The sequence below is a fragment of the Pseudomonas sp. ACM7 genome, assembly GCF_004136015.1.
Lineage (GTDB): Bacteria > Pseudomonadota > Gammaproteobacteria > Pseudomonadales > Pseudomonadaceae > Aquipseudomonas > Aquipseudomonas frigoris.
On record NZ_CP024866.1, the window covers coordinates 2,043,847 to 2,056,290 of the forward strand.

At 59.9% G+C, this 12,444-nt stretch carries 12 protein-coding genes and 1 pseudogene; 5 read left to right on the plus strand and 8 right to left on the minus strand.

The features are described from left to right. Positions 1–69 precede the first annotated feature (69 nt). The 5 genes from miaA to CUN63_RS09690 are packed head-to-tail and all read right to left on the minus strand — an operon-like array spanning position 70 to position 6,333. Positions 70–1,041, minus strand: a complete 972-nt coding sequence (gene miaA, locus CUN63_RS09670; RefSeq protein ID WP_129438976.1) for a tRNA (adenosine(37)-N6)-dimethylallyltransferase MiaA — start codon at positions 1,039–1,041, stop codon at positions 70–72. After that, positions 1,041–2,951 carry a DNA mismatch repair endonuclease MutL gene (gene mutL, locus CUN63_RS09675; RefSeq protein WP_129438977.1) on the minus strand — a complete coding sequence of 637 codons (1,911 nt, stop codon included), beginning with the start codon at positions 2,949–2,951 and terminating at the stop codon, positions 1,041–1,043. Before mutL ends, miaA begins: the two co-directional genes overlap by 1 nt. Beyond that, positions 2,948–4,375, minus strand: a complete 1,428-nt coding sequence (locus tag CUN63_RS09680; protein ID WP_129438979.1) for an N-acetylmuramoyl-L-alanine amidase — start codon at positions 4,373–4,375, stop codon at positions 2,948–2,950. Before CUN63_RS09680 ends, mutL begins: the two co-directional genes overlap by 4 nt. Continuing rightward, the gene (tsaE, locus tag CUN63_RS09685) at positions 4,376–4,846 is read right to left on the minus strand and encodes a tRNA (adenosine(37)-N6)-threonylcarbamoyltransferase complex ATPase subunit type 1 TsaE (RefSeq protein ID WP_129438981.1); all 471 of its coding nucleotides are present in this window, start codon (positions 4,844–4,846) and stop codon (positions 4,376–4,378) included. Further along, the gene (locus tag CUN63_RS09690) at positions 4,834–6,333 is read right to left on the minus strand and encodes an NAD(P)H-hydrate dehydratase (RefSeq protein WP_129438983.1); all 1,500 of its coding nucleotides are present in this window, start codon (positions 6,331–6,333) and stop codon (positions 4,834–4,836) included. Before CUN63_RS09690 ends, tsaE begins: the two co-directional genes overlap by 13 nt. A 63-nt stretch (positions 6,334–6,396) precedes the next feature. On the opposite strand from CUN63_RS09690, the gene queG reads away from it, so the two are divergent. Next, a complete protein-coding gene (gene queG, locus CUN63_RS09695; protein WP_129438985.1) occupies positions 6,397–7,461 on the plus strand; it encodes a tRNA epoxyqueuosine(34) reductase QueG in 1,065 nt (354 codons plus the stop codon). A 112-nt stretch (positions 7,462–7,573) separates the two neighbouring features. Here the strand turns inward: queG and CUN63_RS09700 are convergent, their stop codons facing one another. Together CUN63_RS09700 and orn are read right to left on the minus strand one after the other, a co-directional pair. Next, entirely contained in the window at positions 7,574–8,185 is a 612-nt protein-coding gene (locus tag CUN63_RS09700) for a trimeric intracellular cation channel family protein (RefSeq protein ID WP_129438987.1), read from the minus strand. Between the two features lie 192 nt (positions 8,186–8,377). Further along, the gene (gene orn, locus CUN63_RS09705; RefSeq protein ID WP_008035288.1) at positions 8,378–8,920 is read right to left on the minus strand and encodes an oligoribonuclease; all 543 of its coding nucleotides are present in this window, start codon (positions 8,918–8,920) and stop codon (positions 8,378–8,380) included. 107 nt (positions 8,921–9,027) lie between these two features. Between orn and rsgA the strand changes: the two genes are divergently transcribed. From rsgA to CUN63_RS09725, 4 genes are all read left to right on the plus strand, one after another. Then, on the plus strand, positions 9,028–10,059 hold the full coding sequence (gene rsgA / locus CUN63_RS09710; RefSeq protein ID WP_046028394.1) for a small ribosomal subunit biogenesis GTPase RsgA: 1,032 nt from the start codon (positions 9,028–9,030) through the stop codon (positions 10,057–10,059). A 213-nt stretch (positions 10,060–10,272) separates the two neighbouring features. Further along, positions 10,273–10,680 (plus strand): TIR domain-containing protein, encoded by a 408-nt coding sequence (locus tag CUN63_RS09715; protein WP_123721499.1) that lies wholly within the window; start codon positions 10,273–10,275, stop codon positions 10,678–10,680. A gap of 3 nt (positions 10,681–10,683) precedes the next feature. Then, positions 10,684–11,643: a caspase family protein gene (locus CUN63_RS09720; RefSeq protein WP_129438989.1), complete on the plus strand. Its 960-nt coding sequence runs from the start codon at positions 10,684–10,686 to the stop codon at positions 11,641–11,643. Next, positions 11,643–12,128: a toll/interleukin-1 receptor domain-containing protein gene (locus tag CUN63_RS09725; RefSeq protein ID WP_129438991.1), complete on the plus strand. Its 486-nt coding sequence runs from the start codon at positions 11,643–11,645 to the stop codon at positions 12,126–12,128. The genes CUN63_RS09720 and CUN63_RS09725 overlap by 1 nt, the downstream gene beginning before the upstream one ends. Positions 12,129–12,202: 74 nt before the next feature. Here the strand turns inward: CUN63_RS09725 and CUN63_RS32115 are convergent. Beyond that, positions 12,203–12,444: pseudogene (locus tag CUN63_RS32115) on the minus strand (group II intron reverse transcriptase/maturase); the annotation flags it as partial.

A 12,444-nucleotide genomic window follows, 5' to 3' on the forward strand; every position in this document is an offset into this window, starting at 1 on the left:
TATAAAAAATAGGTAAACAAATAGCTTGGGGCCGTCACACCCCCAAGGATAGACGGCAATTGCAAGGACTCAGCTCAATATGGAGATGGTCCCAAGGTATTTCAAGGCGCGCGGCAGATTGTCGCAATCGAGGCTGTCCAACCAGTGTAAATCAGCCCAACTGCGCAGCCAGGTGAACTGGCGCTTTGCCAATTGGCGCGTGGCAATGATTCCACGCTCCTGCATCTCGGCTTGCGTCAGCTTGCCATCCAGGTAGTCCCAGACTTGTCGGTAGCCTACTGCACGTATAGACGGCAACCCGGCATGCAGGTCACTTCGCTTACGCAGGGCTACGACCTCGTCAATGAATCCCTGTTCCAACATATTCGTGAATCTTTGTTTAATTCGCTCGTGCAATACCTGGCGATTTGCCGGGGCAATGGCCAAGTTCGCGACAGTATAGGGCAATTGTTGCAGTCCCGAGGCGGCTGCTTCAGTACTTTGCGCAGATTGTCGCAACCTTAGTGCAGTCATGCTCTGACCGCTGACGCGATAAACTTCCAGTGCTCGACTGAGTCGCTGTGGATCGTTCGGATGAATACGCGCGGCGGATTCCAGATCAATGACCGCCAGTTGATCGTGCAGGGCTTGCCAGCCAAGGCGTGCAGCTTCTTCTTCGATCTGTGCGCGGACGTCCGGATCTGCCGCTGGCATGTCTGCCAGACCTTCAACCAAAGCCTTGTAATAGAGCATTGTGCCGCCCACCAGCAGCGGAATTTTGCCCCGCGCGGTAATCTCGGCCATGGCTTCGAGGGCATCACGACGGAAATCTGCGGCCGAATAGCTCTCTGCCGGGTCGAGAATATCGATCAACCGGTGTGGAAACTCAGTCAGAAGCTCTTTTGAAGGCTTGGCGGTGCCGATATCCATACCACGGTAGACCAGCGCCGAATCGACGCTGATCAGCTCGCAAGGCAAGACTTTGGTGAGTTCGATGGCCAGGTCGGTCTTGCCGGCGGCGGTCGGCCCCATCAGGAAAATCGCAGGAGGGAGCTGGTTCATCAACGACCGCGCAAGAACAGTTTGTCCAGATCGTCCAGGCCCAGTTGGGTCCAGGTCGGTCGGCCATGGTTGCATTGACCGCTGCGTTCGGTGTTTTCCATATCCCGCAGCAGACCGTTCATTTCCGGCAGGGCCAGACGCCGATTCGCACGAATCGCGCCGTGGCAGGCCATGGTGCCGAGCAATTCGTTCAGGTGCGCCTGAATCCGGTCGCTGGTGCCGTATTCCATCAAGTCCGCCAGAACGTCACTGACCAATCGATTGGCTTCAGCTTGCTTGAGCAAGGCCGGGATCTGCCGGATGGCCAGGGATTCCGGGCCCAGACGCTGCAATTCAAAGCCCAGACGCTGGAACCACGCGACGTGTTCTTCGGCGCAATCGGCTTCACGCTGACTGACCGCCAGGGACTCCGGCACCAGCAGCGGCTGACCGCTCAGGCCTTCGCTGGCCATGGCGATTTTCAGGCGTTCGTACATGATCCGCTCGTGAGCGGCATGCATGTCCACCAGCACCAGGCCCTGGGCGTTTTCCGAAAGAATGTAGATGCCTTTGAGCTGCGCCAGTGCATAACCCAGCGGCGGAACATCGTCCTGCCCGGCCGGAAGTGCGACAGCATTCGCTTCTGGCAACGGCGCAAAGAACTCCCGGTAGGCAGCCTGAGCTTCAGCCACAGGCACACCCGATTGAGGCCGCGGAGAGTACTGATATTGATAACCGGCACCAGCGCCCGAGCCGGTCGGCGTACTGAACGACGGCTGGGCCTGAGGCTGCTCCAGCAAGGCATTGGCCGCCAGACGCATTTCGCCCTGAGGACCGAACTCGCCAGCATCAATGCCGGTGGGTCGAACGATGGCCGTCGCGACAGGCGCGGCCAGATGGTCTTCCGGCCGCACATCGCCCAAGGCGCGGTGCAGGGTGCCATAGAGGAAATCGTGAACCATGCGCCCGTCACGGAAGCGCACTTCGTGCTTGGTCGGGTGCACGTTGACGTCAACGCCGGCCGGATCGACTTCGAAAAACAGCACGAACGTCGGGTGCCGACCATTGAACAGCACGTCGCGATAGGCCTGGCGCACCGCGTGGGCCACCAGTTTGTCGCGTACCGCTCGGCCATTCACAAAGAAATACTGCAAGTCTGCCTGGCTGCGGTTGAACGTCGGCAAGCCGACCCAGCCCCACAAATGCAAGCCATTGCGCTCGATCTCGATCGGTAGCGCCTGCTCGAGGAAACCCGAACCGCAAATCGCCGTCACACGCCGGGCACGGGCCGCGTCATCATGGGCTTCATGCAGGCTGAGGATGGTTTTGCCGTTGTGGCGCAAATGGAACGCCACGTCGAAGCGCGCCAACGCCAGACGCTTGATCACTTCTTGCAGGTGATCGAATTCGGTTTTTTCGGTTTTGAGAAATTTGCGTCGCGCCGGGGTGTTGAAGAACAGGTCGCGCACTTCCACCGAAGTGCCCACCGGATGGGCCGCCGGCTGCACGCGAGGCGCCATGTCCCGGCCTTCGGTTTCAACCTGCCAGGCCTGATCGGCCTCTTTAGTGCGAGAGGTGAGGGTCAGACGCGCCACGGAGCTGATGGATGCCAGGGCCTCACCGCGAAACCCGAGGCTCATGACCTGCTCGAGGTCTTCCAGATTGCGGATCTTGCTGGTGGCGTGACGCGCCAAAGCCAGCGGCAGGTCATCGGCAGAAATGCCGCTGCCATCGTCGCGCACCCGCAGCAGCTTGACGCCGCCCTGCTCCACATCGACATCGATGCGCTTGGCACCGGAGTCGAGGCTGTTTTCCAGCAGCTCCTTGATCACCGAAGCCGGGCGCTCAACCACCTCACCGGCGGCAATCTGGTTCGCCAGTCGCGGGCTGAGCAGCTCGATGCGAGCCGTGTTGGTCAACACCTGGTTCATTCTTTGGCCGCCAGTTCAGTGCCGGGAATGGTCAGGGTCTGACCGATTTTCAGCTCGTCACTCTGCAAGTTGTTGGCGCTGCGCAGGGTGGCCGGGGACACCTGATAACGCACGGCAATCATCGCCAGCGTTTCGCCCGGGCTTACCCGGTGGTCACGCGGGCCTTGGGCAATCTTGCCGGAATCACGCAGCCAGGCAATGTAAGTGCCCGGTGGCGGGTTCTGTTGGAAGAACTGGCGCACACCGGCGCTGATGGAACGCGCAAGGGCCTGCTGGTGGCTCGCCCCGGACAACTTGGACGCTTCATTGGCATTGGAGATAAAGCCTGTTTCCACCAGGATCGATGGAATGTCCGGCGATTTCAGCACCATGAACCCGGCCTGCTCCACCCGCTGTTTGTGCAACGGCGTGACCCGGCTGATGTTGCTCAAGACCTTTTGGCCAACATCCAGACTCGAAGTCAGGGAAGCGGTCATCGACAGGTCGAGCAACACGCCGGCCAGCATGCGGTCTTTGTCGTCGAGGCTGACGCTGCCAGCACCACCGATCAAGTCGGAACGGTTTTCGCTGTCGGCCAGCCACCGGGCGGTTTCCGAGGTGGCGCCGCGATCGGACAAAGCGAACACCGACGCACCGAAGGCTGCCGCAGACGGCGCGGCGTCGGCATGGATCGAGACGAACAGGTCGGCGCCTTTCTTGCGGGCGATTTCAGTACGGCCACGCAGCGGAATAAAGTAGTCGCCGGTGCGGGTCAGTTCGGCGCGGAAGCCTTTCATGCCGTTGACCTGACGCTGCAGTTCGCGTGCGATGGCCAGTACCACGTCTTTTTCACGCTGACCGCGAGAGCCGGAGGCACCCGGGTCTTCGCCGCCGTGGCCGGCATCGATGACCACAACGATGTCGCGCTTGCCGGCCGGGGCTGGCGGCAGCTTCACCGCGGGCTCCACCGGCGTGACCGGTACCGGGGCTACTGTCGCGACGTTGGTCGGCGCCGGAATTGGCGCGGCGTCGGCGGCGCTATCGAACAAGTCGACCACCAGACGATTGCCGTACTGGGCGTTTGGCGCCAGTGTAAAACTTTTCGGCGTCACGGCTTTTTTCAGGTCGATGACTACCCGCAGATCGGTCGGCGTACGTTGAGCCGAGCGCATGGCGGTGATCGGAGTGTTCGAGCTGTTGACGTTCAGCGGCGCCCCCAGTGACGCGCCATTGATGTCGATGACCAGCCGATCCGGGGCGGTCAGGGTAAAGACACTGTGCTGGACAGGACCGCTCAGGTCGAACACCAGTCGTGTGTTGTCCGGAGCCCGCCACAGGCGAACGCTGTTGACCTTTGTCTCGGCCACAGCGTCGACGGTCACCGCCAAAAACAACAATCCTACGGCAGCTACCATCGCGCGAAAGCGCATACCTAACCCCATCATTTAATTGGTTTCCAATGCCAAAGCGGCACACCACAACTCGCCACGCGAGCCCTGGGACAAAATTTTCAGCGAACGCCCGCCATCTTGCGGGCTAATGGTAATGGTCAGGTCGGGCTTTGGCAAAAAGCCTGCACCCTTTTCGGGCCACTCGATCAGGCACAACGCGTCGTCTTCGAAGTAGTCGCGGATGCCGAGGTACTCCAGCTCCTCAGGGTCGACCAGGCGATAGAGGTCGAAATGGAAGGCCCGGATGTCACCAATCTCGTAGGGTTCGACCAAGGTAAACGTAGGGCTTTTTACCGACCCTTTATGCCCCAGCCCTCTGATGATGCCCCGGGACAGCGTGGTTTTCCCCGCGCCCAGATCTCCCTCGAGAAAAATCAGACCGTGCCCTTCGGTGGTTTGTGCGATGCGTGCGCCAAATGCGGTCATCGCCTCTTCATCAGCCAGGTACAGGGTTACTTCAGACACGGTGCTTGCTCCTCCAACAACTGACGAATGGCTGGAATCAGATCACTGGCCGCCAGCCCACGGCCCGATTTACCTTCTTGCGCACCGGCATTGGCGTGCAGCCAGACGGCCAGGCAGGCGGCGTCGAACGCCTCCATGCCTTGCGCCAGCAACGCGCCGACCAGACCGGCCAGCACATCACCCAAACCGGCGGTGGCCATGGCCGGATGGCCCTGATGACACAACGCCAGGCGCCCATCGGGGCTGGCGATCAGGCTGCCGGCGCCTTTCAGCACCACGACAGCTGTATATTTTTTGCTCAATTCGTGAGCCGCCGCAGGACGATCGGCCTGCACTTCGGCAGTGCTCATCCCCAACAAGCGCGCCGCTTCGCCCGGATGCGGAGTGATCACACAATCCTTGGGCAAGCTCATGTGCTCTGTGGCCAGCAGATTCAATGCGTCGGCGTCCCAGACTTGCGGCAGCGGCGCGTTGGCAGCCGCCGACAAAAGGCTGCGGCCCCAGGAAGCCTGACCTAAGCCTGGGCCGACCACCAGCACGGAAACCTTTTGCAGCAGTTCCATCAGTTGATTGGCCGACGAAGTGCCCAACACCATGGCTTCGGGGATTCTCGCCAGGGCGGCCGGAACATGCTCACTGCGCGTCGCCACGGACACCATGCCCGCACCGCTACGCAGGGCACTTTGCGCGCTCAGCAGGATGGCGCCGCCAAAGCCGCGATCACCGCCAATCAGCAGGACGTGGCCGAATTTGCCTTTATGGGAAGTTGGAGCCCGGCCCGCCAGACGCGGCAAGGAACTGGCCGTTAGGCGACGTGCGCTGATGGCGACTCCGTCAAACGACTCGGGGGAGGCTTGCAGATCGTTGAACACCAACTCGCCGACCACGTCTGCAGCATCGCCGGTGAACAGACCCAGTTTCAGGCCGATGAACGTCACCGTCAGGTCAGCCCGCACCGCAGCGCCGAGTATTCGGCCGGTATCAGCGCACAACCCCGAAGGGATATCCACCGCCGCAACCGGCAGCCCGCTGCCGTTGATCGCTGCAATGACGCCCGCGTAGGGCTCTCGCACCTCTCCCGTCAAACCAGTGCCGAGCAAGGCGTCCAGTACGATACCGCGCAACTCGGACTGTTCGTTCCAGGCTTGAACCGCGACACCTTCGGACACGGCCTCGGCATGGGCCAATGCCGCATCAGCTTGTAAACGCTTGGGATCACCGGCCGCCAGCACCCGCACATGCCAGCCCGCACGTCGGGCCAGCACGGCCACCAGATAACCGTCGCCGGCGTTATTGCCGTGGCCGGCCACGACACTCAATTCATTCGCCGACGGCCAATGACGGACCAGCGCACGCCAGGTCGCCCGCGCCGCGCGCTGCATCAATTCGAAGCCCGGCGTGCCGGCCGCAATCAGGCTCGCATCGAGGGCTCGCACTTGCGCGGCGCTATACAGCGCGTCGGGTAAATCATCTTTAGTGTGCGGCATGCGTCTTCGGGCTCCGATGTCTGGCAGAATTATACGCACCTCAGCTCCGGTTTCTCTCGTCTCATGCCCGCAATTACCACAGACCTGCCCGCCCTCGCCCAATCCATCAAGGACTGGGGCCGCGAGCTGGGCTTTCAGCAAGTTGGCATCAGCGGCCTCGACCTGGCCGAGCATGAGCAGCACCTGGAGCGCTGGCTCGCGGCCGGCTACCACGGCGAAATGGACTACATGGGCGCCCACGGCAGCAAACGCTCACACCCGGAAGAGCTGGTGCCCGGCACGCTTCGGGTCGTTTCCCTACGCATGGACTACCTGCCGGGCGACACCGAAATGGCCAAACGTCTGGCACAACCGGAAAAAGCCTACGTCTCGCGCTATGCCTTGGGCCGCGATTACCACAAATTGATCCGTAAACGCGTGCAACAACTGGCCGATAAAATTCAGGCCGAGATCGGCCCGTTTGGTTTCCGCGCCTTCGTCGACAGCGCGCCGGTACTGGAAAAAGCCATCGCGGAACAGGCCGGTCTTGGCTGGATCGGCAAAAATACCCTGGTCTTGAATCGCAAGGCCGGCAGTTACTTCTTTCTCAGCGAACTGTTCGTCGACCTGCCGCTGCCCGTCGACCCACCTCACGCTACAGAACATTGCGGCCGCTGCACGGCGTGCCTCGACATCTGCCCAACCAACGCCTTCGTCGGCCCTTATGTACTAGACGCCCGACGCTGCATTTCCTACCTGACCATCGAATTGAAAAGCGCGATCCCGGAAGATTTGCGGCCATTGATCGGCAATCGAGTGTTCGGTTGCGATGACTGCCAGATTGTCTGCCCATGGAACCGCTTCGCCCGTCCGTCCGGGGAAAGCGACTTCAAGCCACGGCACAATCTGGATAACGCGGAGTTGGCCGAGCTGTTCATGTGGGACGAGGACAAGTTTCTCAGCAGCACCGAAGGTTCGCCGTTACGCCGAGCGGGTTACGAGCGTTGGCTGCGAAACCTGGCGGTGGGCCTTGGGAACGCGCCATCAAGCATTCCGGTGCTGGAAGCGCTGAAGGCGCGTCGGGACTATCCGTCAGAGCTGGTGCGTGAGCATGTCGAGTGGGCGTTGAAGCAACACGGACTTGTGTAGGAGCTGTCGAGTGAAACGAGGCTGCGATCTTTTGATTTTTGCTTCTTAAAAACCAATTCAAAAGATCGCAGCCTCGTTTCACTCGACAGCTCCTACAAGAGATCCGGTGGTGTCAGGCTTCGTCGTTATAAACGAACTTCGGCATTTCCCAATGAAACCGGATCGCCAGTAACCGCAGCAGGAAGCCGCCAAACAAGGTGATGAGAATCGCCTGTTCACCCGGCAATTGCAGGTAGATGCAGAGCATGTAGCACCACGCCGCAGCGAACGAGACGCTGGCGTAGAGTTCGCGGCGGAAGATCAGCGGGATGTCGTTGCAGAAGATGTCGCGCAGGATGCCGCCGAAAACCCCGGTGATCACACCGCTGACGGACGCTACGAGCATGCCGTGGCCCATTTCCAGCGCGGTCATGCAGCCGATCAGGGTGAACGCCACCAGGCCCACGGCGTCGAGCACCAGAAACAGCGAGCGCAGGTGGCGCATCCAGCGCGCAGCGAACACTGTGAACATCGCTGCCACCGAGGTCAGCACCAGGTATTCCGGGTGTTTGACCCACGTCAGTGGGTAGTGACCGAGCAGCACGTCACGCACCGAACCCCCACCCAAAGCCGTGATGCAGGCAATCAGCACCACGCCAAACCAGTCCATTCCGCGACGGCCGGCAGACAGGGCACCGGTCATGGCTTCGGCGGTAATGGCGATCAGGTAAAGCATCAGCAACATGGTGGCGGTCCTTGCAAGAAGGCGCGCAGTCTACTCACTTCACTGAGGCCCCAAAAGAGGGCAGCCGTTACGCGCCCCCTGTAGGAGCTGTCGAGTGAAACGAGGCTGCGATCTTTTGATCTTGTTTTAAAAGCAAAATCAAAAGATCGCAGCCTCGTTTCACTCGACAGCTACAGGGATCGGGTTGCCGGATCAGAACTTGATGAAATGCTTGCGGTAGTGCTGCAGCTCGGCGATCGATTCGCGGATGTCATCCAGGGCCAGGTGAGTGCTGCCCTTTTTGAAGCTGTCGCGCACGTCCGGCGCCCAGCGTGCGGCCAACTCTTTAAGGGTCGAGACGTCAAGGTTGCGGTAGTGGAAGAAGCTTTCCAGGGATTTCATGTGGGTATAAAGGAAGCGACGATCCTGGCAGATGCTGTTGCCACAGATCGGCGACTTGCCCTTCGGCACCCATTTTTCCAGGAAGGCGATGGTTTCGGCTTCGGCTTCGGCCATGCTGATGCGGCTGTCGCGAACGCGCTGGGTCAGCCCGGAGCCGCCGTGTTGACGGGTATTCCACTCGTCCATGCCGGCGAGAATTTCGTCGCTGTGGTGGATGGCGATCACCGGACCTTCGGCCAAGGTGTTCAGGTCACTGTCCGTGACGATGGTGGCCATCTCGATGATGACGTCGGTATCAGGGTTCAGACCGGTCATTTCCAGGTCGATCCAGATCAGATTCTGCGGGTTTTGCATGTGTCGGCTCCTAGGCAATGCTGCGCAGTTTAGCCTAGGCCGGTGGCCGGGCGTGCTAAACTCGCGGCCGTTTTACCTAATCGCTGCATTCTTGATACGGAACACCCATGGCCAAACGCCAACTCAATCGTCGTCAAAACTGGCGCATCGAAAAGATTCAAGGCGAACGCGCTGCCCGCGCCGCCAAACGCGAGTCCTCGGCTGTCGAGGCACTTGAGGGTGGCGATCTGGGTCCGGAACAGACGGGCCTGGTGATCGCGCACTTCGGTGTGCAGGTCGAAGTCGAAGCCCTCGATGGCGAGCTGGCTGGCCAGGTATTCCGTTGCCACTTGCGCGCCAACCTACCGGCGCTGGTGACCGGCGATCAGGTCGTCTGGCGTGCCGGCAACCAGGGTATCGGCGTGATCGTGGCGCAACTGCCGCGTAAAACCGAACTCTGCCGTCCGGACAGCCGTGGTCAGCTCAAGCCTGTCGCGGCTAACGTCGACATGATCGTCATCGTCTTCGCGCCGCTGCCCGAGCCTCACGCCAACTTGATCGACCGTTATCTGGTCGCTGCTGAGCACGCGGGGATTCGTCCGCTGCTGTTGCTCAACAAGTTCGACCTGATCGACGAGCAGAACGCCCCGGCGTTGAATGCCCTGCTGGCGGTTTACCGCACGCTGGGTTACCCGGTGCTGGAAGTCTCGGCGCATCACGGCAATGGCATGGAGCAACTGCAAGAACAGCTGGACGGGCGCATCAGCGTGTTCGTCGGCCAGTCCGGCGTCGGCAAGTCTTCGCTGGTCAACAGCCTGTTGCCTGAAGTCGAAGCCCGTGTCGGCCCGCTGTCCGAGCTGTCCGGCCAGGGCACTCACACCACCACGACCGCGCGGTTGTTCCACTTCCCCGGTGGCGGTGAGTTGATCGACTCCCCGGGTATCCGCGAATTCGGCCTGGGCCACGTCAGCCGTGCCGACGTCGAAGCCGGCTTCATCGAGTTCAACGACCTGATCGGCACCTGCCGCTTCCGCGACTGCAAGCACGACCGCGAGCCGGGTTGCGCCCTGCTCAAGGCGCTGGAAGAGGGTCGCGTGCAGCAGCAACGGATGAATAGCTATCGCTCGATCATTGCGAGTTTGCCGGAGACCAGCTATTAAACAGACGTGCCAGCCGCCCCGACATTGATGGGACGGCTGGCCGCTTGTAACAACCTACAAAACAACCCACCAATTTAAACGTCAGACATTACTGTAAGGCACTCGCACGCCTGTTTGAAGGGCATTTCTCTTTAACCGTGAAGCCCTTGTTTCAGCCCGTCAACTGCATACATTCAAGCCCTCTCCGCACATTAGCGATACCGAGGGACACCCATGCAAACCTATCATTTGTTCATCAGCCACTCGTGGAACTACTCAGACGCCCACGACAATCTGGTCCGCCTGCTTAACGCGAAGCCCGACTTCACGTTCAAGAATTTTTCGGTCCCGCCGGACAACCCGATCATCGGCGCGAAAACAGACAAACAACTTGAAGAAGCCATCGAAAACAAGATTCGGCTCTGCTCGGCAGTGCTGATCATGGCGGGGATGTATTCGACCTACAGCAAGTGGATCAACAAGGAAATCGAGATCGCCAAGCGCATGAACAAGGTGATTATTGCGGTCAAGCCGTTTGGTGCGGAGCGGATTTCCACGGTGGTACGCCGGGCGGCGCACGCGGAGTGTGCGTGGAACACCAACAGCATCATCAGTGCCATTCGCACTCACGCGGCGGGTTGAACCATGCGCAAGGGACTGTTCATCGGCATTAATAACTACAGCCATGTTTCGCAATTGAGTGGTTGCAACAACGACGCAATGGCCATGGCTTCGGTGCTGAAAACCGACGCCAATGGCGATCCGAATTTCAAGAACCTGGTCCTGACCTCCGCCGAAGATTATCTAAGCCGTGAAAAGCTTGAAGGGCATATCCAGGATTTGTTTTCAGGCGATTGCAGCGTTGCTCTGCTGTACTTCGCTGGTCACGGCAACTTCGACGTCGATACGGACGAAGGCATGCTGATCCCTCAGGACTACAAATCCGCCAAGGATGGAATTCGCATCAGCGACATCCTGAATTGGGCGACCAAAGCCGTGAAGATCAAAAACAAGGTGATTATTCTCGACTGCTGCCAGGCGGGCTCGGCGGGCGAAGTGCGGGCGCTACGCAGCGAAAGCAGCATGGTGTGCGAGGGCATGACCATCCTCACCGCGTGCAAAAAGGAAGAGCCGGCGATGGAAGGCGCCAACCACGGCGTCTTCACTGGGCTGTTGCTGCAAGCATTGCACGGCGGAGCCGCGAACATATTGGGAAAGATTACCCCCGGCAGCCTCTATTCATTTGTCGACAACGCTCTCGACGCGTGGGAACAGCGCCCGGTGTTCAAGACCAATGTGTCGCAGTTCATTTCATTGCGAGAAGTCTCGCCGCTGATCCACAAAGAGATTCTGCGCAAACTGCCCGACTGGTTCGCCGAAGCCGAATCAATGTTCGCGCTCGACCCCAGCTACGAACCTACCGAAGCCACGTTCGACCCGGAGCACGGCGAAGTCTTCTCCCAACTGCAAAAGTGCAACCGCCACAGCCTGATCGAACCGGTGGATGCCGAACACATGTACTACGCCGCCATCAACTCCACCGGTTGTCGCCTCACAGCGCTCGGCGCCTATTACCGCGAACTCGCCCTCAAAGGACATTTCTGATGCCCGTATTCATCAGCTACCGCCATAGCGATCGGCCCCATGCCATCGCCATCAGCACCCGTCTGATTCAGGCCAACATCAAGACCTACTTCGACGTGCTGGATCCGGAATCACAGACCACTGACGACATCACCGGGGTCATCACCCGCAACATCACCGCATGTACGCACTTGCTCGCAGTGATTTCGGAGAACACCGCACAATCCTGGTGGGTGCCGTTCGAAATCGGAGAAGCGACCATCAGCAATCGCCGCATCTGCTCGTACCAGGTTGGCCCCAGCGCTTTACCGTTGTACCTCGACAAATGGCCGAAACTGAGCGGCGATACGGACATCAATTTTTTCATTGATGCTTATCGTGAAGAGGTACTAACCAAACGCTCGATAGGACTGGAATCGATCAGTGAGTCGGTTCGCGGCATCTACAAAGGAAATGCAGACCTGTTCCACGACCAACTCAAGAACCGCATCCGGCGCGGTTTCTGACAGATCGAGTAGGAGGCGGCTTTACAGCCGCCGTCCTCTCACACCACCGTACGTACGGATCCGTATACGGCGGTTCAAGCTATGCGGCTAAGCCGGTTTATCGTATCCAGTACCGAAACTAACCCAAGCTGACCCCATAGTTTCTTCGGCAGCGCCTGATTCATATGAGATGCGCCTGAGCTCCACCATGGGCCTCGGCCATTGAAGGCTGATTTGCAGGCGCGAGCTTCGCTAAGCCCCAGGCGCATCAAGTTACGTGCCCTCGTTGAGGGCCGCTTCCATTGTCGCCAGACGACGCATGTCGCCAGACGACGCA

Bases quoted from the DNA above. Each gene is read 5' to 3' on its own strand.
- CUN63_RS09700 (WP_129438987.1), bottom strand. From the start codon at position 8,185: ATGTTGCTGATGCTTTACCTGATCGCCATTACCGCCGAAGCCATGACC.
- CUN63_RS09690 (WP_129438983.1), bottom strand. From the start codon at position 6,333: ATGCCGCACACTAAAGATGATTTACCCGACGCGCTGTATAGCGCCGCG.
- mutL (WP_129438977.1), bottom strand. From the start codon at position 2,951: ATGAACCAGGTGTTGACCAACACGGCTCGCATCGAGCTGCTCAGCCCG.
- CUN63_RS09680 (WP_129438979.1), bottom strand. From the start codon at position 4,375: ATGATGGGGTTAGGTATGCGCTTTCGCGCGATGGTAGCTGCCGTAGGA.
- CUN63_RS09725 (WP_129438991.1), top strand. From the start codon at position 11,643: ATGCCCGTATTCATCAGCTACCGCCATAGCGATCGGCCCCATGCCATC.
- miaA (WP_129438976.1), bottom strand. From the start codon at position 1,041: ATGAACCAGCTCCCTCCTGCGATTTTCCTGATGGGGCCGACCGCCGCC.
- queG (WP_129438985.1), top strand. From the start codon at position 6,397: ATGCCCGCAATTACCACAGACCTGCCCGCCCTCGCCCAATCCATCAAG.
- orn (WP_008035288.1), bottom strand. From the start codon at position 8,920: ATGCAAAACCCGCAGAATCTGATCTGGATCGACCTGGAAATGACCGGT.
- CUN63_RS09715 (WP_123721499.1), top strand. From the start codon at position 10,273: ATGCAAACCTATCATTTGTTCATCAGCCACTCGTGGAACTACTCAGAC.
- CUN63_RS09720 (WP_129438989.1), top strand. From the start codon at position 10,684: ATGCGCAAGGGACTGTTCATCGGCATTAATAACTACAGCCATGTTTCG.
- rsgA (WP_046028394.1), top strand. From the start codon at position 9,028: ATGGCCAAACGCCAACTCAATCGTCGTCAAAACTGGCGCATCGAAAAG.